General features: G+C 64.1%; 19 protein-coding genes. 4 read left to right on the forward strand and 15 right to left on the reverse strand.

Annotation, left to right across the window (positions count from 1 at the left end; translation table 11 throughout):
- Window positions 1–53: 53 nt before the first annotated feature.
- Both ligA and QQF40_RS03970 read right to left on the reverse strand, forming a co-directional pair.
- Window positions 54–2,144: an NAD-dependent DNA ligase LigA gene (gene ligA / locus QQF40_RS03965; protein ID WP_285460615.1), complete on the reverse strand. Its 2,091-nt coding sequence runs from the start codon at window positions 2,142–2,144 to the stop codon at window positions 54–56.
- A gap of 433 nt (window positions 2,145–2,577) precedes the next feature.
- A complete protein-coding gene (locus tag QQF40_RS03970; RefSeq protein WP_285460516.1) occupies window positions 2,578–3,591 on the reverse strand; it encodes a cell division protein ZipA in 1,014 nt (337 codons plus the stop codon).
- Here QQF40_RS03970 and QQF40_RS03975 point away from each other — a divergent pair.
- Window positions 3,574–4,014, forward strand: coding sequence for a hypothetical protein (locus tag QQF40_RS03975; protein ID WP_285460517.1), 441 nt, complete (start codon window positions 3,574–3,576; stop codon window positions 4,012–4,014). The two genes, QQF40_RS03970 and QQF40_RS03975, sit on opposite strands and share 18 nt — an antisense overlap.
- Before the next feature lie 89 nt (window positions 4,015–4,103).
- On the opposite strand, the gene smc is transcribed toward QQF40_RS03975, so the two are convergent.
- From smc to ccmA, 10 genes are all read right to left on the reverse strand, one after another.
- Entirely contained in the window at window positions 4,104–7,625 is a 3,522-nt protein-coding gene (gene smc, locus QQF40_RS03980; protein ID WP_285460518.1) for a chromosome segregation protein SMC, read from the reverse strand.
- A 249-nt stretch (window positions 7,626–7,874) separates the two neighbouring features.
- Window positions 7,875–9,239, reverse strand: a complete 1,365-nt coding sequence (gene ccmI, locus QQF40_RS03985) for a c-type cytochrome biogenesis protein CcmI (protein ID WP_285460519.1) — start codon at window positions 9,237–9,239, stop codon at window positions 7,875–7,877.
- The gene (locus tag QQF40_RS03990; RefSeq protein ID WP_502871415.1) at window positions 9,236–9,769 is read right to left on the reverse strand and encodes a cytochrome c-type biogenesis protein; all 534 of its coding nucleotides are present in this window, start codon (window positions 9,767–9,769) and stop codon (window positions 9,236–9,238) included. The genes ccmI and QQF40_RS03990 overlap by 4 nt, the downstream gene beginning before the upstream one ends.
- Window positions 9,766–10,344, reverse strand: a complete 579-nt coding sequence (locus tag QQF40_RS03995) for a DsbE family thiol:disulfide interchange protein (RefSeq protein WP_285460520.1) — start codon at window positions 10,342–10,344, stop codon at window positions 9,766–9,768. Before QQF40_RS03995 ends, QQF40_RS03990 begins: the two co-directional genes overlap by 4 nt.
- Window positions 10,341–12,341 (reverse strand): heme lyase CcmF/NrfE family subunit, encoded by a 2,001-nt coding sequence (locus QQF40_RS04000; RefSeq protein ID WP_285460617.1) that lies wholly within the window; start codon window positions 12,339–12,341, stop codon window positions 10,341–10,343. Before QQF40_RS04000 ends, QQF40_RS03995 begins: the two co-directional genes overlap by 4 nt.
- The gene (gene ccmE / locus QQF40_RS04005) at window positions 12,341–12,847 is read right to left on the reverse strand and encodes a cytochrome c maturation protein CcmE (protein ID WP_285460521.1); all 507 of its coding nucleotides are present in this window, start codon (window positions 12,845–12,847) and stop codon (window positions 12,341–12,343) included. Before ccmE ends, QQF40_RS04000 begins: the two co-directional genes overlap by 1 nt.
- Window positions 12,848–12,928: 81 nt before the next feature.
- Window positions 12,929–13,195, reverse strand: a complete 267-nt coding sequence (gene ccmD / locus QQF40_RS04010) for a heme exporter protein CcmD (RefSeq protein WP_285460522.1) — start codon at window positions 13,193–13,195, stop codon at window positions 12,929–12,931.
- Entirely contained in the window at window positions 13,192–13,959 is a 768-nt protein-coding gene (locus QQF40_RS04015) for a heme ABC transporter permease (RefSeq protein WP_285460618.1), read from the reverse strand. The genes ccmD and QQF40_RS04015 overlap by 4 nt, the downstream gene beginning before the upstream one ends.
- 165 nt (window positions 13,960–14,124) lie before the next feature.
- Window positions 14,125–14,847 (reverse strand): heme exporter protein CcmB, encoded by a 723-nt coding sequence (gene ccmB, locus QQF40_RS04020; protein WP_285460523.1) that lies wholly within the window; start codon window positions 14,845–14,847, stop codon window positions 14,125–14,127.
- Window positions 14,844–15,608 carry a cytochrome c biogenesis heme-transporting ATPase CcmA gene (ccmA, locus tag QQF40_RS04025; RefSeq protein ID WP_285460524.1) on the reverse strand — a complete coding sequence of 255 codons (765 nt, stop codon included), beginning with the start codon at window positions 15,606–15,608 and terminating at the stop codon, window positions 14,844–14,846. The genes ccmB and ccmA overlap by 4 nt, the downstream gene beginning before the upstream one ends.
- A gap of 473 nt (window positions 15,609–16,081) precedes the next feature.
- Here ccmA and QQF40_RS04030 point away from each other — a divergent pair, with 473 nt between their 5' ends.
- Window positions 16,082–16,558 carry a LexA family protein gene (locus QQF40_RS04030; RefSeq protein WP_043333703.1) on the forward strand — a complete coding sequence of 159 codons (477 nt, stop codon included), beginning with the start codon at window positions 16,082–16,084 and terminating at the stop codon, window positions 16,556–16,558.
- 26 nt (window positions 16,559–16,584) lie between these two features.
- Complete coding sequence (locus tag QQF40_RS04035) at window positions 16,585–17,211, forward strand: IMPACT family protein (RefSeq protein WP_285460525.1); 627 nt, start codon at window positions 16,585–16,587, stop codon at window positions 17,209–17,211.
- Window positions 17,212–17,544: 333 nt separating this feature from the next.
- On the opposite strand, the gene QQF40_RS04040 is transcribed toward QQF40_RS04035, so the two are convergent.
- A complete protein-coding gene (locus QQF40_RS04040) occupies window positions 17,545–18,549 on the reverse strand; it encodes an MliC family protein (protein WP_285460526.1) in 1,005 nt (334 codons plus the stop codon).
- A gap of 593 nt (window positions 18,550–19,142) precedes the next feature.
- Here QQF40_RS04040 and QQF40_RS04045 point away from each other — a divergent pair.
- Window positions 19,143–20,054 carry a LysR family transcriptional regulator gene (locus QQF40_RS04045; RefSeq protein ID WP_285460527.1) on the forward strand — a complete coding sequence of 304 codons (912 nt, stop codon included), beginning with the start codon at window positions 19,143–19,145 and terminating at the stop codon, window positions 20,052–20,054.
- Window positions 20,055–20,292: 238 nt separating this feature from the next.
- Here QQF40_RS04045 and QQF40_RS04050 read toward each other — a convergent pair whose 3' ends face one another.
- Both QQF40_RS04050 and QQF40_RS04055 read right to left on the reverse strand, forming a co-directional pair.
- On the reverse strand, window positions 20,293–20,499 hold the full coding sequence (locus tag QQF40_RS04050) for a cold-shock protein (protein ID WP_043333698.1): 207 nt from the start codon (window positions 20,497–20,499) through the stop codon (window positions 20,293–20,295).
- Window positions 20,500–20,713: 214 nt separating this feature from the next.
- Window positions 20,714–21,163 carry a lipocalin-like domain-containing protein gene (locus QQF40_RS04055; RefSeq protein WP_285460528.1) on the reverse strand — a complete coding sequence of 150 codons (450 nt, stop codon included), beginning with the start codon at window positions 21,161–21,163 and terminating at the stop codon, window positions 20,714–20,716.
- Window positions 21,164–21,183 lie beyond the last annotated feature (20 nt).

Here is a 21,183-nt window from a genome sequence, read left to right on the forward strand (position 1 = left end):
ATCATCAGGGTGGCGTGACGCCGCCTGCGGTGCATCGTTCAGCGTATCCGTACTCATGCATCCTCTCCCGCGCTGTCTTGCGCACTGTCTTGCGGATTGTCCTGCTGTGCATCAGCACCGGATTCCCATTCGGCCAGGCGCTTCACGAAGGTCTCTTCGTCCAGCACCGTGAGGCCCAGCTGCATGGCTTTCTCGAGCTTGCTGCCCGCTGCCTCGCCGGCGACCACACCAGCAGTCTTCTTCGAGACACTTCCCGCCACCTTGGCGCCCAGCGCCTGCAGACGCGCCTTGCCTTCATCACGCGTCATGCTGTCGAGGCTGCCGGTCAGCACCCAGGTCTGGCCTGCCAGCGGCTGGGGTCGCTCACCGATCTCGACCTCTTCCCAGCTCAGGCCACAGGCGAGCAACGCATCCAGCGTCTCGTTGTTGGTCGGCTGCTGGAAGAAGGTATGGATATGCGCGGCAACGATGGGGCCGACATCTTCCACTGCCTCCAGCGCGGCTTGATCGGCTGCGCGCAGCGCTTCAAGCGTGCCGAAGTGCGTAGCCAGATTCGCGGCGGTGGCTTCCCCGACTTCCCGAATGCCGAGGGCGTAGATGAAGCGCGCCAGGGTGGTGTTGCGGCTCTTGTCCAGCGAAGCGACCAGATTGGCGGCGGACTTCTCGCCCATGCGCGGCAGCTCGGCCAGGGTGGCAGCTTCCAGGTGGAACAGGTCCGCCGGCGTCTTGACCAGCTCACGCTCGATCAGCTGCTCGATCAGCTTCTCGCCGAGACCATCGACATCCAGCGCCTTGCGGCTGGAGAAGTGCTTGAGCGCTTCCTTGCGCTGCGCGGCGCAGATCAGTCCGCCTGCGCAGCGTGCCACCACCTCGCCTTCGAGGCGCTCGATCTCGGAGCCACACACCGGGCAGCCGTCCGGCAGCACGATGGCTTCGCGGCTGGCACCTTCACTGGCGACCCGCACCACCTGAGGGATGACATCGCCGGCACGGCGGATGATGACGCTGTCACCGATCTGCACGCCGAGACGCTCCACCTCGTCCATGTTGTGCAACGTGGCGTTGGAGACCACCACACCGGCGACCTGCACCGGTGCCAGCCGGGCGACCGGCGTCAGCGCGCCAGTGCGTCCGACCTGGAAATCGACGCCTTCCAGGGTGGTTTCCTGCTCCTGCGCCGGGTACTTGTAGGCGATGGCCCAGCGCGGTGCGCGCGCCACGAAGCCCAGTTCACGCTGCAGACGCAGAGCATCGAGCTTGATGACCGCGCCATCGATGTCGTGATCGAGTCCATCACGCTGCTCGCCGAGACGACGGGTGTAGTCGATGATGCCCTGAGCGCCACGCACCACCTCTAGCTGCGGGCTGGTACGGAAGCCATAGTCGTTGAGCAGCGCCATCAGACCGGAATGATTCTGGCCGGCCTCGCTGGCGAGCAGCGCATCATCCACCCGCGCGACCTGATAGGCGCAGAACTCCAGCGGACGCGAGGCGGCGATATTGGAATCCAGCTGGCGCAGGCTGCCGGCGGCGGCATTGCGCGGGTTGGCGAACACCTTGCCGTCCTCGTCGCGGCCGCGGGCATTCAGCGCCTCGAAACCAGCGTGGCTCATGTAGACCTCACCGCGCACTTCCAGCAGCTCCGGCAGATCATCCCCCCGCAGCTTGAGCGGGATCGAGCGAATGGTGCGCAGGTTGGTGGTGATACCTTCGCCGGTGCGGCCATCGCCGCGCGTCACGCCCTGCACCAGCACGCCATTCTCGTAGATGAGTGACACGGCCAGGCCATCGAGCTTGGGCTCGCAGCAGAAGCTCAGCTCGTCACCCGCATCCTGGGCATCTCCCAGCTCCAGCGTTTTCGCCGCACGTTGCACGAAGGCACGCAACTCATCGTCATCGAAGGCGTTGTTGAGCGACAGCATCGGTACTGCATGCTGCACTTCCTCGAAGCCGCTGGCCGGCGCGGCTCCGACACGCTGGGTGGGCGATTCCGAGGTGATCAGCTGGGGGTATTCGGCTTCCAGCGCCTCGAGACGGCGCAGGCGCATGTCGTAGTCGGCATCGGTCAGCGTCGGATCATCCAGCACGTAATAGCGGTGGCTGGCCTCGAGCAGCTCGCGGTGCAGCTGCGCGACCTCCTCCATCACCTTGGCAGGCACGCCTTCCACCGCGGCCGGTGCAGCGGAGCGGGAAGCGCTCGAGGCGTTGGGTTCATCGGCGGGCGCCGAAAACAGATCATCCTGGGCTGACATGACACTCACTCGAAACAGTGGCTCGCCAGCACTGCCATAAGGCAGCGCTGAGCGACCTGAAAACGGGTGGCGAACCCTACGACTCGACCAGACTTGTACGGGCTTGCATGCCGAGGAGACGCCTTGATGCTGCCATTGTACTCAATGTGAACGACGGGCCGAACATTCAAGCACCCCGAGCGACCGTCAGGCGCTGTCATGGAACGTCGGAGGCTGACGGAGGCAGCAAGAGATAGGCAGGACACGCAAACGCCAACGGCGACCCGAAGGTCGCCGTTGGCGTTCTGGCATGACTGCTCGACTCAGAGAATGGCTAGGGAGTCGATCAGTTGGCCTGGTAGCGATGCAGACGATTGCGACGCTCGAATTCATGCACCTGCTGGCGCTTGAACTCGATGGTCTGGGCCGTCATGACGCTGTGGTTCTCGTCTTTCAGCTCACCCCCCAGACGACGCACCAGCAGCATGGCGATCTCGACCATGGTCTCGAAGGCGGCGGAGGTGTCGTCCGCGCCCGGCAGCGGCATCAGGAAGGTAACGCCGTCGAGCTGGCTTTCCACCATCTCGGCCGGCTTGAAGATGCCCGGCTTGACCACGTTGGCCATCGCGAACTGCAGCGGGCTGTCGTCGTCATCTTCCTCGTGGCGCAGGAACAGCCCCATCTCGGAATGACGCAGACCACAGGCCAGCGAGATGCCCAGCACGTCTTCACCACTGAAACCTTCGTCGCCACGTGCCATCACCGAGATGATGATGACTTCACTGGCATCGGCCAGGGTGTCACGTGCGAGCTGGTCATCGACCTGGTTGCGTTCGGCACGCAGCACCAGCGGATGACGATCATCCACGGGCGCTGCGGCATCGGCAGAAGGCGCGACGTCCGCTTCCAGTGAAGGTTCCTGGCGCGGGGAAGCATTGTCGGCGAGATCGGCCGGCTTGCCAGCGGAGGACACCTCAGCCTTGGCATCCTGACCTTCCTCGATCTCGGCCATCGGCTCGAGATCATCGGCCTGGGTGGAGGAGACACTGATGCTGTCGTCCTCGGCGGTGATCACCGGCTTCTCATGGAAGTCGTCTTCGCGCGCCGTCTCGGCCTGTTCACTGGAGGCACTGCCGAGCACGGGCTCACGATGCGCATCGTCGTGCTCATGCTCGTCATCACGCCGTGCGCCCAGACTGGCCGTCACGTCGCGCATCGACTGGCTGGCACGCGCACCGAAGGCAGCCGCACGCTCGCCGAAGCCCTTGCGCTCCGGCGCTTCACGACGCTCCATGGGCTGCACCGGACGACTCGGTTGAGTCACCCGCGAGGCCTTGATGCCATGAGCATTGTCGAGCACGACATCTTCCTCGGTCTCGGCATGCGTCCCGGAATCGCCAACCACCCGGTAGCCGCCGTTCGGCAGCTCCCAGTTGTCACGTTCTTCCTCTTCTTCCACCGCGGGATTGCCCGCATCGTCGGTGAAATCCTCTGTACCCGCTCGATCCAGTCGGGGTACTCGACGTTGACGTTGGAGCCTGCGCACACCGTCAACGACGATGATTGCGACCAGCACCAACCCCAACAAGATGAGCCACTCTCTCAATTCCATGGGTCATTAGCCTGTTTGCTTGGGCACCATGCACGTGAACAGCATAGCGCGATTGCAGAAAAAGGGGACATTTTTTCGAATGTCAATCCTGTGGTGGTGACCTGCGCAATCGCCCTTCAATTATCCCTGACTGACACTATGACGCAAACTCGTAGTGCTTTCGATGTCTAGATGCAACACGATCTTGCCAACCAGGCCGCCAAGGCGGCCACTGGCTACCGCGCCGGAGGATGACCTTGCCCTCCTGAACGGCTTTTCCCTCACGCTTCGGCAAGCACGGCAGCTTCTTCTATCCCTACAGAGACAAGGCGCGAGACGCCGGGTTCCTGCATGGTGACACCCATCAGCCGATCCGCCGCTTCCATGGCGATCTTGTTATGGGTGATATAGATGAACTGTACGCTTTCCGACATCTCCTTCACCAGCCTTGCATAGCGTCCGACGTTGGCATCATCCAGCGGCGCATCCACCTCATCGAGCATGCAGAACGGCGCAGGATTGAGCTGGAAGATGGCGAAGACCAGCGCCAGTGCCGTCAGTGCCTTCTCGCCGCCTGACAGCAGGTGAATGGTGGAGTTTTTCTTGCCCGGTGGCCGCGCCATGATCGCGACTCCCGTCTCCAGCAAATCATCACCCGTCAGCGTCAACCATGCGGTTCCGCCCCCGAAGATCTTGGGGAAAAGCGCCTGGATTCCGGCATTGACCTTGTCGAAGGTGTCCTTGAAGCGCACCCGTGTTTCCTGGTCAATCTTGCGGATGGCGCGCTCGAGAGTCTCCAGCGCTTCGCTCAGCTCGGCATGCTGGGCTTCCAGATAGTTGCGACGCTCGGCCTGCTGGTCGTATTCCTCGATGGCTGCCAGGTTGATGGCCCCCAGCCGCTTGATGCGCTCGCCGACCTGTTCAAGATTGTGGCTCCAGGCTGACTCGGTGGCATTGGGGTCCAGTTCGTCCTCGAGCTGCGTGATCGCCGCCTCGTCGTAGCCCAGCTCCGTCAGCTGCTCGTCCTGCGCATCGCCCTTGAGGGTCAGCGCCTGCACCTGCATGCGGCCTTCCTCGAGGCGCTGGCGAATCCCCTCGAGATTGCGCTCATGAGTCTGACGCGCCTGTTCCGCCTGACGCATCTGTTCGACCAATTCATGAGTCTTGTCACGACAGGCGTTGAGCTTGGTTTCCTGATACAGCCGCGTCTCGAGCAGCATCTCGAGCTTCTCGCGCTCTTCTTCCTGCGGCAGCGAGGCTTCTTCACGGCTGGCCTCGAGCATCTCGATGCGCTCGGCGAGCTTCTCGCGCTGCTCGACGGCTCGCATGCGCTGGCCCTGCATGCCGTCACGTTCGGTGGTCAGGCGCTGACGCTCCATGTCGAGACGGTTGACCTGCTCACGCGCGGGCGCCAGCTGAGCACGCAGCCCGGCCAGCGCTTCCTGATGTTCACGCCGTGAACGCTCCAGCGACTCACGTGACTGGGCGTTGTTCTCGACCGCCTCCAATGCTTGCTGCCAGCGCTCGCGCGCCTCCTCCAGCGTCAGGGCCTGAGTCTCGCGCGTTTCCGCCAGTTGCTCGAGCTCCTCATCCAGCTCACGAGCGCGGCCATCGACATGCTCCAGGCGGCTGGCGATGCCGGCCTCCTTGAGACTGAGTTCACGCTGGCGCTCGCCCAGCTCGCGCTCTTCGACGCGCAGATGCTCGAGCTGCTGCTCGGCGCCGGCAATCTGTTCCGCGGCCGCGGCCAGGCGCGTCTCGATCTCCTCGAGACGCTCATCCAGTGATTCGAGCTCCAGCACGACCTGCTCGAGGCGCGCCCGCTGGGCGATGACGCTATCGGCACGGTCACCGGCCACCTGACGGCGACTCCAGCCCTGCCCCAGCCACAGGCCATCCGGCGTCAGTACACTCTCGTGCGCGGCCAGCGAGTCACGCCTGGCCCAGGCGGCTGCCTGCGACTCGACACAGTGGATGCTGGCCAGCCAACCAGTCAGGGCATCCGCGCCGCTCACCTGCGCCGCCAGTGTGCCTTCTGGGCGGGCTGCCGCGCTGGATGCCGGCGTGCCATCGATCAGCAACAGCTCGCCGCCGGGCAGCTCATCCATCAGCGTGGCCAGCCGCGACGGCTCGCCCGCCGCCATACGCGCCTTGAGGAAGGGGCCCAGTACCCAGGCACTGGCCGATTCCCAGCCCTCGGCGACCTCGAGCCCCTCGGCCAGCGCCGGGGTCTCGGCGAGCCCATGCTGCTCCAGGTGGCTCGCCAGGCTGTCATCGTCATCACGCAGCGCCGCGTCGATCAGTGCCTCAAGCGAGGCCTTCTCGCCCTGCAAGACATTGCGACGCTGGCGCAGCTGATCGCGCTCACCATCCAGCGCCAGACGATCGGCCTGAGCCTGCTCACGGGCTTCACTGGCCTGCTCGCGGCGCGACTCCAGTGATTCGCCGCTGAGCGACAATTCATCGAGCTGTTCGCGCAGCTCTTCGCGGGCTTCACGCAACTCGGCGACATCCGGCAGCTCCGCCAGCTGCTGAAGACGGCGCTCGCGCTGGCGCTCGGCGTCGGCGATGGCATTCTCGAGCTGCTGGATCTCGCTCTGGGCCCGTTCGGCGCCACGCTGGGATTCGTTGTCGGCCTGACTGAAGCGCTCCCACTCGCTCTGGCTGTCCTGGCGGCGCTCTTCGGCCTCTTCCAGTGACAGCTCGAGCCCTTCGAGGGTCTCGCGGGCCAGCTCGAGTTCCGGGACGATGTCTTCCAGGCGCGCATCGATCATCTCGAGCCGCTCGCCGTCCTCGCCCTCGACGCGCTGGATGTCGCTCAGCTCGCGCCTGGCCATCTCGAGGTCCGCCGCCAGCTGCTGCTCACGGGTGCGGGCATGCTCGAGGCTCTGCTCGAGACGCGCGATCTGGGCACCGGTCTCATAGAAGGCGGCCTGATGGGTTTCCAGCTCTCCCGCCAGCTCGTCGTGCTGATAGCGCTGCTCTTCCAGCTGGCTCTCGCACTGACGCTGACCGAGAATCTCGCGCTCGACGCCGGTTTCCAGCTCCGCGACGCGTGACTGCTGCTCGCGCTGCTGCGCGCGCAGGCCCCGCCGACGCAGCACGGCCAGCTCGCCCTTGAGGCGGTATTCATCCTGCTTGAGGGTCTGATAGCGCTTGGCGGCCTCGGCCTGACGCTTGAGGCGCTCGAGCTGCTTGTCGAGCTCCTCACGCAGGTCATCCAGGCGCTCCATGTTCTCCTGAGTGCGCTTCATGCGGTTCTCGGTCTCGCGGCGGCGCTCCTTGTACTTGGAGATGCCCGCGGCTTCCTCGAGGGTGCTGCGCAGGTCATCCGGGCGCGCCTCGATCAGCTGCGAGATCATGCCCTGACCGATGATGGAGTAGGAGCGCGGCCCGAGGCCGGTACCGAGGAAGACGTCGGCGATATCACGCCGACGACATTTCTGGCCATTGAGGAAGTAGCCGGACTGGCCGTCACGCGTCACCAGACGCTTGACCGCTATCTCGGCATACTCGGACCAGGCGCCACCGAGGCTGCCATCAGCATTGTCGAAGGTCAGCTCGATGGAGGCCTGCCCCACCGGCTTGCGCCCGGTGGAGCCATTGAAGATGACGTCCGTCATCGACTCGCCACGCAGGTTCTTGGCGCTGGACTCGCCCATCACCCAGCGCACAGCATCGATGACGTTGGATTTCCCGCAGCCGTTGGGGCCGAGAATCGCCGTCATGTTGCTGTCGAAGGGTACGGTGACCGGATCGACGAAGGATTTGAAGCCGACCAGCTTGATCGATTTGAGCCGCATTGCGCCTGGCGCGTCCTTGAGTCTGGGAGAAGAGTGGCTGGTGCAGAAAACCTGACACGCTCCGGCCTTGCAGACCTCCGTGGGGAGATCCCGCACCACCGCAGGGTAAACATGTCCTTACGACGAGACAGCCGGTCATCGAGGGGGTTTTCGAAAACCAGCGCGCAGTCTACCCAAAAGCGGCGATGGCCCCAACCGGCGCAATGACAAACGAAGCCGTCATCGCGCGGGGCAGGGACCAATCGCGGCTTACTGAGTGACGCGGTGGTCGATACGCAGCATCAGCGGCGCGTCCGCAGCCTCATGGGTGACACCAGCATCGGTGCTGCGAGTAACGATGACATTCTCGAGCGTGCCTTCGAGATCCCCCGGCTGGGCCGTCGGCTGGCCGGAAGCGGAGATACGCGCCACGAGATCGACGCGCTCCGCCATCGAGAGCCTTGCCATCGGCGCCATGCCGTTGTCATCCGACAGAGTGAGCGTCAGCGGCAGCTTGTCCGCGGTGGTGCGTACCACTGCCAGAGGCGGCAACTTGCCTTCGCCATCACGCGCCACGATGAACAGGGTCGCCGCTTCGGCACTGACCGGCAGCGCCGCCAGCTGCGCCTCGAGCGCCGGGTCCAGTGACACCTTGAGCGTCAGACGTGCAGCGCCCTCTCTGGTGTCCTGATCAGCCCTCGCTCCCTGCGCATCCGCCGCGTCTTTATCTCTCGCTGCCGAGGGAGCCAGGGCGACCGACGCATCGACATCACCGGCACTGGCCATGCGCTGGCGTGCAGCCTTGATGCCTTCGCGCAGCGCCTTGGCGGCATCGGGATTCTCGAAACCGGCAATCGCCTTGCGCCAGTAATCGATGGCCTCGGGATAGCGGGCATGATCGAAGGCCTCGATCCCGAGCAGACCGAGTACCGTCGGCTGACGCGGGTCGGCCGCCAGCACCTCGTCGACCAGCGTCTGCACCTCATCGGTCAGGGTACGCTGGGCGGCGAAGAACTTGAGCTGCGCCAGCTGCGCGATCAATGCGGGCACGCGGCCTTCGAGCGCGATCAACGCCTCGAGCGACTGCATGGCCTCATCGAGGCGTCCGGCATCGCGGTAGAGCGGGAACAGCGCCATCCATACCTTGGCGTTGTCGGGCTGGGCTTCGGCCTCGGCGCGCAGCCGGGCGATGCGCGCTTCGAAGCTGGCGGCATCGTGGATCGGCGTGGCGGCAATCGCCTGCGCCAGCGCCAGGTCCCCGCTCGCGCCCTCGCGCTGATACCAGTAGAGCGAGCCCGCCACCATCGCCACCAGCAACACGGGCACCAGCACACGGCCGCTGCTGGCCGTCTTGAGCGGAGAGCGCTTGAGGGATTCGGCATCTTCCAGCAGGCTGCGTTCCAGCTCGACCCGCCCCTCCGCCAGCGCCGTGTCATCCAGCTCACCACGCGCATGGCCGCGCTCCAGCGAGGCCAGTCGGCGCCGATAGACACGCACGTTCTCGGCGCCGAGGCTGTCGTTGTCCTCGAACGCCTGCTGATCGGCATGCACGCGGCGCGCCCGCCGCAACGGCAGCAACAGCAGCCAGCCGGCGGGAATCAACAGCACGGCAATCGCCAGCCATAACAGGATCATGAGCGCTCCTTGGCAGCATGTTGCCCAGCGCCGGACTGGCAGTGCGTGGCGAGCAGCGCCGACAGGCGCGCCTGCTCATCATCATCCAGCGCACGCACACGCGCACGCCGCCGGGCACGCACGATCAGCGTCACGACCAGCAAGCCGAGCAGAATCAGGACGGCCGGACCGCCCCACAGCAGCCAGGTGCGCCCATCAAGGCGCGGGTTGTAGAGCACGTACTCGCCGAAGCGCGCGACCATGAAATTCTGGATCTCGCTGTCGCTGCGGCCGTCCTTGAGCAGATCAGCCACGTTCTGGCGCATGTCACCGGCGATGGGGGAGTCCGAGTCACCGATCGCCTGGTTCTGGCACTTGGGGCAGCGCAGCGCGGCAGTCAGGCTGTCGTAGCGCTTCTGCAGCACCGGATTGTCGAACTGATGCATCTCGATGGCGGCATGCGCCTTGCCGGCAGACAGCCAGGCAAGAAACATCAGCACCACCAGCGCCTGCACCAGCGGGATGGCGACACTCCTGAGTACGGATTTCATGAGCTGGCCTCCTCATCGGGCGTGCTGGCGACGTCAGGCGCGGGCTCTACAATGCGTTCAAGCGTCGGCAGGATGACGTCGCGGACATCTTCGGGGCGGATGTAGCCGGTGTGGTGATAGCGGATCACGCCCTCGGCATCGACAAGGAAGGTTTCCGGTGCCCCATAGACGCCAAGATCAAAGCCCAGGGCGCCGTCGGGGTCGAACAGATTGACGCTGAACGGGTTGCCGAACTCCTCCAGGAACTGGCGCCCCTTGGCGCGGGTGTCCTTGTAGTCGACGCCGACCATGTGCACGCCGCGGCTGGCGAGATCCAGCAGTTGCGGCATCTCGTGCTTGCAGGTCGGGCACCACTCGCCCCAGACGTTGACGAGGCTGACCTGCCCCTTGAGCAGCGAGGCATCGAGGCGCGCCTGCGGCTCACTCAAGGTGCTGAGCGAGAATTCGGGGAAGGGCCGCGACAGCAGCGCGGAGTCCCGTGCGTAGGGGTCATCATCGAGGCGCTGGTAGAGGAAGGCACCCAGCCCCACCACGACCACCAGCGGCACGAACAGCACCAGACGACGAAGATTCATGGGCGAGCCTCCTGTGTGGCGATAGAGTGGGTGTCAGACGCCGTGCTGGCCTCGACACGGCGGCGATAACGGCGATCCAGCACGGCGATCACACCGCCCGCCCCCATCAGCAAGGCGCCCAGCCACAGCCAGCGCACGAAGGGTTTGACCTGGATGCGTACCGCCCAGCTGTCGTCATCCAGCTTCTCGCCCATGGCGACGTAGAGGTCACGCGTGAAGCCGGCATCGAGCGCGGTCTCGGTCATCGGCATGCCGCTGGCCAGGAACAGACGCTTCTCGGGATGCAGTGTCGTCACCGCCTTGCCATCGCGACTGACTTCCACCGTGGCGCGGTCCGACAGGTAGTTGGGGCCGCGATATTCGCCAAGCTCAGTCATGCGGAACTGATAGCCGCCCACGCTGACCTCCTTGCCCTGCACCATGCGTACGTTCTCGGCGACCTCGGTATTGGAGACCAGCGTCACGCCGACGATGGTCACTGCCAGCCCCAGATGCGCCAGTTGCATGCCCCAGTAGCTGGGCGTGAGGCGCTTGAGCCCCGCCCAGCGCCCCGCCTTCGAGGCACTCTTGTCCCACAGGTCGCGCAGCAGCGGCAGCACCACCCACAGCGCGATGACCAGCCCGAGTGCCACCGGGAAACTCCACTCGATATCCAGCGTCAGTGGCAGCAGGCCACCGATGACGAGTGCCGCGCTGCCGGCCAGCGCAAGACGGCGCGTAAGCTCGCGGCCCGGCATCTGCTTCCAGCGCGAAGCCGGCCCGAGGCCCATGAAGGCACACAGCAGCGTGGTCAGCGGCACGAACAGCGCATTGAAGTACGGCGGGCCCACCGAGATCTTGCCCAGTCCCAGCGAATCCAGCACCAGCGGATAGAGAGTGCCCAGCAGCACGGTGACCATCATCACCAGCAACACGAGATTGTTGACCAGCAGGAAGGCGTCCCGCGACAGCCAGTGAAAGCCCAACGTCGAACGTACGCGCGGTGCACGCAACGCGAACAGCAGCAGCGAGCCACCGACGGTGATGCCGAGCAGCACGAGAATGAACAGCCCGCGGTCGGGGTCACTGGCGAAGGCGTGCACCGAGGTCAGCACGCCGGAGCGCACCAGGAAGGTGCCCAGCAGTGACAGCGAGAAGGCGAAGATCGACAGCAGTACCGTCCAGCTCTTGAAGGCGCCGCGCTTCTCGGTGACCGCCAGCGAATGGATCAGGGCGGTACCGGCCAGCCACGGCATCAAGGAGGCGTTCTCCACCGGGTCCCAGAACCACCAACCGCCCCAGCCGAGCTCGTAGTAGGCCCACCAGCTGCCCAATGCGATGCCGACGGTCAGGAAGGCCCAGGCGATGTTGGTCCAGGGGCGCGCCCAGCGTGCCCAGGCGGCATCGAGACGCCCGCCCATCAGTGCCGCCATCGCGAACGCGAACGCCACCGAGAAGCCCACGTAACCCATGTAGAGCATCGGTGGGTGGATGATCAGCCCGATATCCTGCAGCAGCGGATTGAGGTCCGCGCCGTCAGCCGGCATGTCAGGCAACAGGCGCGCAAAGGGATTGGAGGTCAGCAGCACGAAGGCCATGAAGCCGGTGGAGATCAGCCCCATGATGCCCAGCACCCGTGCCAGCATGTCGCGCGGCAGATGGCGCGCGCCCAGCGAGACGGCAAAGCCCCAGCCGGCCAGAATCAGGCTCCACAGCAGCACCGAGCCCTCGTGGCTGCCCCAGACGGCACTGAACTTGAAGTACCACGGCAACTGACTGTTGGAGTTGTTGGCGATGTAGGCGACGCTGAAATCATCCAGCAAGAAACTCGCGGTCAGGCAGGCATAGGCGATCAGCACGAACAGGAACTGCCCCCAGGCCATCGGCTGGGCAAAGCTCATCCACAGCGGGCGACGCGTGCTGGCCCCCGCCAGCGGCACGACAGCCTGCACACAGGCCAGACAGGCACCCAGAATCAGCGCGAAGTGGCCGATTTCCGGCAACAGTTGCATCACCATCACGGGGCCTCCTGCGGATCGATCGCGGCCTTGGTAGCGCTGCTGTCGCTGGCCAGGTTGCCCGTCCTGTTACCAGACACATCGCGCCCGGAGGCCTTGAGTGCATCAGATACCTCCGGCGGCATGTACTTCTCGTCATGCTTGGCCAGCACTTCGCTGGCCTCGAGATGATCACCATCGAAGGTGCCCATCACCACCACGCCCTGCCCTTCACGGAACAGGTCCGGCAGGATGCCCTGATAATGCACCGTCACATCATGATCGAAATCGGTGACGGTGAAGATGGCATCCAGCGTCTCGTTGTCGCGCCTGACACTGCCATCACGCACCATGCCACCCGCACGGATCTGCCGCCCCTGGGGCGCTTCGCCACTGGCGATCTGGGTCGGGGTATAAAAGGCGTTGATGTTGGCGCGCAGGGCATAGAGGGTCAGACCCACCGCGAGGGCGGCCAGCAGCACGATGGCCGTGACGATATACAGGCGCTGCTTGCGTTTGGGAGTCATGGTCAGGGCTCGATCAGGGCAAGGGACAGTCAAGCCTCTCGCGGTCAGCGGGACAACCGCCGCGGGAGGAAGAAAACAGATTCAATCACGAGAGGTGCGGCGCGAATCCTGAGGTGACGAACGATGCGAAGCGCGGTGTGTAGCAGGGTGCGAAGAATGACGGGAAGCGTCGCGGCGCAGCCGGCGACGGATATCCGCCTCCAGCGCGCGACGCGACAGCCGCGTGGCGATCACCAGCCCCACCAGGCACGCCGCCGTCAGCCCCCAGGCCGACCACACATACAGCGCATGGCCGCCCATGGCGAAGAACTCGCTGACACTCGAGAAGGCGATGCCCGGCAGATTCATGGCTTGTCCCCTTCTGCCGCGACCACCGCAGCATCGGGGCGCGCACGCGAAGATGGACTCAGCAGATCACGCACCCACTGCTTGCGACTCTCGCGCCTCAGCACCTCGACCCGCGTGCGCATCAGCACCAGCGCGCCGAACAGGGCGTAGAAGCCGATCACCATCATCAGCAAGGGAATCCACATGCTGGCCGGCATCGGCGGCGCTTCGCTGAGCGTGAAGGTGGCCGGTTGATGCAGTGTGCTCCACCAGTCCACCGAATACTTGATGATCGGGATATTGACCATGCCGACCAGCGCCAGGATCGAGGCCGCACGCGAACCACTGTCACGGCTGGCAAAGGAACCACGCAATACGATCACGCCCAGATACAGGAACAGCTGGATCAGCATCGAGGTCAGCCGGGCATCCCAGATCCACCAGGTGCCCCAGGTGGGGATGCCCCACACCGAGCCGGAAAACAGTGCCAGAGCCGTCATCAAGGCACCGACGGGCGCGGCGGCCGTGGCGACCATGTCCGCCAGCTTGATCTTCCACACCAGGAAGAGCAGCGCGCACACCGCCAGCAGCATGAAGCACGACTGGGCGAGAATCGCCGCTGGGACATGTACATAGATGATGCGGAAGCTGTTGCCCTGCTGGTAGTCGGCGGGCGCGAAGGCCAGCCCCCAGACACTGCCGGCCACCAGCGAGATGATCGCCAGCGCCCACAGCCACGGCAGCCAGCGCTGACTGGCCGCGAAAAAGGTCGCCGGCGCACCCATGCGATGCAGCCACGGCCATAGCCCGCCCTTGCGGGGACGAACCTTGCGGGAAGGCGCTTGAGGAGAGTCGGAATCGGCGGTCACACGGGCCTCTTGTCAGGGGCAATGAAGAGCCTTGCGAATGCCCGAGCATGCTCGGGCAGCGTCATGCAGTTCTTGATCCGGTTAGCCATTGATGCTCAGCCTGAGTCCGGCGGCGATGGCGAGCGGCGCCAGCAACAGGGCCAGCGCCAACATCGCGCCCAGAATGGCCAGATGCGCCAGACTGGGCATGCCATTGACGGCGCTCTGTACGGCGCCCGCACCGAAGATCAGCACCGGGATGTACAACGGCAGGATGATCAGCGAGAGCAGCACCCCGCCGCGCCGCAGCCCCACCGTGAGTGCCGCACCGATCGCGCCGATCAAGGACAGGCTCATGCTGCCCAGCGCCAGCGAGGCGATCAAGACGCCAAAGGCGCCGCTCGGCAACCCCAGCATCACGCCCAGCAAGGGTGCCATCAGCGCCAGCGGCAGGCCGGTCAGCAGCCAGTGGCCTGCTACCTTGGCCAGCACCAGCAACGGCAATGGTTGCGGCGTCAGCAACAGTTGCTCGAGGCTGCCGTCCTCCAGATCCTGCCGGAACAGGCCGTCCAGTGACAGCAGCGTTGCCAGCAACGCCGCCACCCACAATAAGCCCGGCGCCAGTGTGGCCAAAAGCGCCTTGTCCGGTGAGATGCCCAACGGAAACAGCGTGATCACCAGGGCGAAGAACACCAGCGGATTGATCAGCTCACTGCGCCGGCACAGCGCCTGACGCAGGTCGCGCGCGAGGGTCGCCTTGAAGGCCCCGGCCAGCGAACTGGTGGGCGGGGCCTCGGGTAGTGCCGTCAGCAGCTCATGGTTCATGCCGAGGCACCTTGTGTCGAGGCTGTGTCTTTGCCCACGTCCTGCTCTGATTCCTGTGCCAGTCCCTGTTCGACCTTCATCCCTTCCTTCGCCCCCAGGCACAGGCGGCGCAAGCGTGAGGCCTGCGAGAAGCGATGGTGGGTCGTCATCACCACGCTACCCCCGCGCTGGACGTGAGCGAGCAGCAATGATTCCAGCGCCTGAACACCGTCGCGATCGATGGCGGTGAAGGGCTCATCGAGCACCCACAGCCGGCGTGGCGTCAGATGAAGCCGCGCCAGCGCGATACGTCGCTGCTGCCCAGCGGACAGCTGCTGGGCAGGTACATCCTCGAAACCGGCCAGTCCCACGGCGTTAAGCGCCTGCCAGGCGAGTTCGCTGCGGGTCTCTGCCTTCGCCTGCGGTTGACCGCCAAGCGCCTGATACCAGGCAAGGTTTTCCAGTGCGCTCAGGGTGCCCTTGATGCCGGGCTGGTGGCCCAGATAGAGCAGTGAGCCCAGAAAGTCGTCACGCACCCGCGAGGTGGGCTGGCCGCGCCAGAGCACCTCGCCCTCGTAGTCATGGAACTGACCGGACAGAATCTTGAGCAGGGTCGTCTTGCCACTGCCATTGGGCCCTTCGACCTGCAGGATCTCTCCCGCATGCAGCGAGAGATCCAGTCCCTCGAACAGCCAACGCTCATCACGCTCACAGCCGAGCGCCACGACCGCCAACAGAGGCGGCGCGCTACTGACTTCATCGCTGGCAGGCTGGCTGGGCATCCCGGATTCTCGCGGCTGAGCCGTCGCGGAGTGCGACATCAAAGGCAGACCCAAGGGTCACTGCGGCCCATTCTACGAGCTGAGTTCGACACTGACCACCGAGCAGCTGATCGCCTGGCATCGCAGCCCCGCCATGACGGGCAGTCAAGCACTCGAGAAATATATCAGCGACATGTGGTGCACATTCATACGACACACTTTCGCTGGTTTGGCGCCGGTCGATCCGCTGACCTCTTGCCACTTCGCGAGAGCTTGCTATGATGCAGGCACTGTATACAAAAACAGTATCCATACAGTACCTTCATCACACGTCTGCCGAGTGCAGGCACAGACTGATCGGGTCGGCTCAACGCGTTATCAGCATGTTCGCGGAGCCTAGCAGGCGACAGATGAACTCAGCCTGACGACCCTCCACGCTGCACCGCAGGCCGACGCACCATCCGCGCCGACCGCACGGCATCAGGGGATAGCTCATGTCACGTCTTCACGCTCCGCACTACCTTCAGCGTCTTCACAACCTGCCGCTCAATGACCAGGCCTGGCAGGAAATCACCGCCAGCGACATGATGGATATCCCGCTGCTCGGCAACATCACGGCCGGCATGCCCATCGAAGCCATCGCCGACTGCGGTACGGTTGCCGTGCCGACACGCATGGTGCGCCGCAACACCTACGCCCTGCGCGTGCGCGGCCATTCGATGATCAACTGCAATATCCATGATGGCGACATCATCATCATCGAACGCAGTGAAAGCGCCGAGAACGGCGAGACCGCCGTGGTGATGATCAACCAGCAGGAAGTGACGCTGAAGAAGCTGTATATCGAGAAGACCGGCGTGCGCCTGCAACCGGCCAACGACAGCATGGCCCCCATCTATCTCAAGAATGCCGATATCGAAGTGCTGGGCATGGTGATGGGCGTGGTGCGCGGCAATGCCGTCACTCACTGAGGACGACGCTTTGGTAAGATGGTGCCATGACCTATCTGATACCGGCACTGGCGCCCGAGGCGCACCATGAACACAGCATCGAGATCGAGAAGAGCCGCTTCATCGCCTGGCTGGCCCATACCCCGACGCCAGAAGGCATGACGCGGCTGCTGGCTCAGGCGCATCTCGCCCACCCCAACGCACGCCACCACTGCACGGCGTTCATCGCCGGGGCGCCCGATGAGCAGAATGCCATCGGCTTCTCCGATGATGGCGAGCCGGGCGGCACTGCTGGCAGGCCGATGTATCAGGTGCTCGAAGGCAGTGGCGTCGGTCAGGTGGCCTGTGTGGTGATCCGCTACTTCGGCGGTATCAAGCTGGGCACCGGCGGACTGGCGCGCGCATACAGCCGCGCAGTGCTCGAGGCGCTCGAGAACCTGCCCACCACGACCTTCACACCGCGCACGCCCAGGCGCCTGAAGGTCGGCTTCGCCCATGAGGCTGATGTTCGCCACTGGCTGAACGGCTACGATGTGCCGGTGGATGCCAGCGACTATGGTGCCGATGGCGTGGTGTTGACGGCGGGCTGGCCGCAGGGCGGTGCCCAGCCGCCGCTGGAAGAACTGCATGCGCGCCTCAAGGGAGCGCTGGAAGTGCTCGACTCCCGCGACTGATCTTCACCAGCGACTGATCGACGCCAGCGACTCCCTTTTGCTGTGCACAAACACGAACGCCATCGCTACCCCCTTGCTCGGGCGGCGATGGCGAAGGATGAGGCCAGCGCGCGTGAATTACCCTTGTCAGCGAACAGGGAAGCAGACACCAGCAGGACATTGAGTGAGGCTTTTGACCTGTAGAAGGTCTCCATGAAGGTGAGGCGTGATCCTGTCAACGGTATTCGACCCGATCCGCATGCACCGCATGATAAATGAGCCATTCCACACGAAAAGCGACTTGAATCGCCTATATCATTCGAAAAAGACGAATATCACGGCCAGTCGTCACCCTTATTCGGCCGCTGACGGATAACGGAACGCCTCGCCACAACCCTTCAATTCCTGCCCAGCAACCGTCAAGGTCGCCGTCAGTGGGTAGGGAGCGCCCTGCATCGAATCGAAGCAGGCACCCGGCGCGACCACCAGCTGCAACGGCTCGCCCTGCTTGCCGTCAGCCGGGAGTTGCGCCTTGAGCACACGGCTATCGTTTGCCTCGCGGGCGACCCGATAAGGCAGCTTGACCACCTGGACGCCTGACGAGCGAGCGCCAGCCTCCGTCTTTGCAGAGCGCTCGGATTCCTGCGCCTCGTGTAGCGACTCGAGCAAGCCCTGCATGACCGTCAGCGTCAGCAGATTGTGCTCGCTGTCGAGACTGACCTGCCAACCGGGCTCATTACCCTGTGCCACCAGCAGTGGCTTTTGTGTCGTCGGATGAATCACGCGCCGATCATCCTGCACACACTCCAGGTTGCCGCGGGCATTCTGCAGCATCGCCTCGGAACCCTTGAACCACACCTCCAACCCCTCTTCACCGGGCAGCGCCTTCGCATCACCAGACGCCTTCTCGGCCGGCGATGCACCGACATTGGCCTGATAGCGCTCGCCCGAGGCACTGACGACCCGCTCCAGGGTATAGGCATGCCGTCGTGACCACAGCCGCAACCACTCATGCGACGCCTCGGCGTCGCCTTCGCTGAAGGCCATCAGCAGATCCTGCGCCGGAGTACATCGCCACACCTGATACTCACTCGCCCGGGGCGGTGGCAGAAAGCTGGCGGGCAAGGTCACGGCAGCGGCCTTGCCCAGCGATTCCGCACTGGGCGGCGCAGGCTTCTTCGCCACCTCATGCACCACGGGGCCCGGGTCCTGTGCGGGAGCTGGCACCTTCAGCGGCGGTTGGCCAGCATCCGTCCCTGTCGTGGCGTCCTGACTCCACGGCAGGGAGGTACATGCGGCCAGCAGCAGGGGCACCGCCAGAGGCGACAGGCGCCATCCCGTTCGACCGGCAGCGATCATCCCTGGCGTGAGGCTCGCGGCCCACCTATGGAGCAACGCACGGAAAATGGCAAAAAGACGGCAGCAATGACGTGACATGATGAACCCTCCCTGGGCATGTCGGACGACAAGAGGCAACGCAGGAGTCTCACGATGAGACACTGCGGCATGGCTGGACTTCAAGGCGGAGACGGCGGCCTTCCTGGCGCACCCTACCGAAGTCTATCAAGCGCAGTGAAGCTTGTGGGGATGGGAATGCCCTGAGAGCGCAAGACGCGTGCGCTGCAGGCCTTGCATGCCCCCCCTCTTGACGCCTGACTCCGGAACCCTTCGTATGCCGCTGCCCCGAGTGATACGCGAGTCGCCATGAATATGAGACAGTATCATGAGCGCCCTCGGTCAACCGCGTGTCATGGTGGTTGCCTGGCAGGGGGGGGAGATCCCGCTGCCACTCCCCCACTGATCCAGTCTCGTGGGAGTATTTGACCCGCTCGCGGCTTGCGCCAAGACTTTCAACTTATCGTTCTCGACTCGCCTATCCAACTGGCCTGTCTCAACTTGCCGTTCGCAACGCACCTTTCTCACTCAACCTCTCAACATGAGCACCATTCATCATGCTTGAATTGCGCCATCTGCGTACCCTGCTGGCCTTGCGTGATGCTGGCTCGCTGGTCGAAGCCGCGGAGCGTGTCCACCTCACCCAGTCCGCCCTGTCCCATCAACTGAAGGACCTAGAGGAGCGCCTGGGCGCGCCGCTGTTCATCCGCAAGACGCGCCCCGTGGAGTTCACCCGCGCCGGGCAGCGCCTGTTGTCGCTGGCAGAGCAGGTACTGCCGCAGTTCCGCATGGCCGAGCGCGACATTGCCCGCATGGCGGGTAGCGAGCAGGGTCGGCTGCACATGGCCATCGAGTGCCATAGCTGTTTTCAGTGGCTGATGCCGACAGTGGACCGCTTCCGCGATCACTGGCCGGAGATTGAAGTCGATATCCCTTCGGGCCACAGCTTCGCTCCCCTGCAGGCATTGGGCCGCGAGCAGCTGGACCTGGTCATCACCGCCAACCCGGTGGAGTTGACCGGTATCCAGTACATTCCACTGTTCCGCTATGAGGTCATGCTGGCCGTGGCACGCCAGCATGCATTGGCCATCAAGGGCCATGTGGAGCCGCAGGACCTGTGTGACGAGACCTTGATCATCTATCCGGTCGAGCATGATCGCCTGGACGTCTTCACCCAGTTCCTCGAACCCGCCAACGTGAGCCCGCGCGAGATCCGCAGCGCGGAGATGACGGTGATGATGATGCAGCTGGTCGCCAGCGGCCGCGGCGTCACGGCGCTCCCCAACTGGGCACTGGCCGAGTATCTGACGCGCGATTACGTGCGCGGCCTGTCGCTGGGCGACGGTGTCTGGGCCACACTCTACGCCGCCGTCAGAGAAGACTTGCTCGGCACGCCATGGATGGACGACTTCCTGCGTACCGCCCGTGAGACTTCATTCGAGGTGCTGAGTGGCGTGAAGCCTGCCTGATCCCCGGACCTCAGCGCTTACGAGGAATGGATACACGAAAGCCCCACCACTCGATGCCTTGCGGCCTGTCGAGTGGTGGGGCTTCTTGTTAGTACTGCTCACTGCTTGTTCACGCCATATCACGTCGGCTTGCGTCCAAGACTTTTTCTTCAGCACAAACAGAACCGCCCCAGCATGAGCTGGGGCGGTTCTTGACATCTATCATCTCAAGCGGAAAGCATTCCGCAATGAGTGATGATCAGTCGATAGCCTTGACGTTGGCTGCCTGCAGGCCTTTCTGGCCCTGAGTCACATCGAAGGAGACCTGCTGGCCGTCCTGCAGGGTCTTGAAGCCATCAGCCTGGACTTCGGAGAAGTGAACGAACAGATCGTCACCACCGTCAGCCGGAGCGATGAAACCAAAACCTTTAGCGTCGTTGAACCACTTAACTGTACCTGTAGCCATGAGAAATTCCTCTCTGATCAGCATGTTTGAAATAACGGGCATTACCCGAAGAGCGTGGGCAAAGCAAAACCATGCATCAAATCAGCGAGGCTTCTCGGGGCGCTCAAGGCGATTTACCGAGCAGCACAGGCGACTGAGTGGTGCGTCTTGCTATCCAACAGGGGCTACATTGCACGCTAACCCATGATCACGTCAAGCCTTTTCGACAATCACTTCACACGGTCGTCAATCGATGCCACTCCAGCCATGTCAGAAATCCCCCTTCCGGCAGCTGAAGGTTAGGTGCATCGGTCCCCAACAGCAGGCGGTCTCCCTCGAGCGTGACGCGCCGAACGAGCGTCACCTCATCCCAGTCGGCGATCGTGGCCAGCGACAGATGATGGCAGACCTCCTCTCTCTCATTGTCCCACTGCCAGCGCCCACAGTAGGCAAAACCCTCTCGAAAGGCGGCGACCAGCTGATCATCCGTCGGCGCCATCCCCAGAGGCTGACGCTCACAGGACACCAGCTGCACGCTCATGTAGCCATTGGCCATGTAATGCAGCTGCCCCTTGCACTCGCCCAGCGGCTCCAGCTCGCGCCCATCCGGCCAGGCATACCAGAAGCGCTTCAGCCGCCATGCGCCGATCAAGTCAGGATGCAGTGAAAAGGAAGATTGCCGCATGGCCGATTCCTCAAACGGTC

This window comes from Cobetia sp. LC6, assembly GCF_030264805.1.
In the GTDB taxonomy this organism is placed as follows: domain Bacteria; phylum Pseudomonadota; class Gammaproteobacteria; order Pseudomonadales; family Halomonadaceae; genus Cobetia.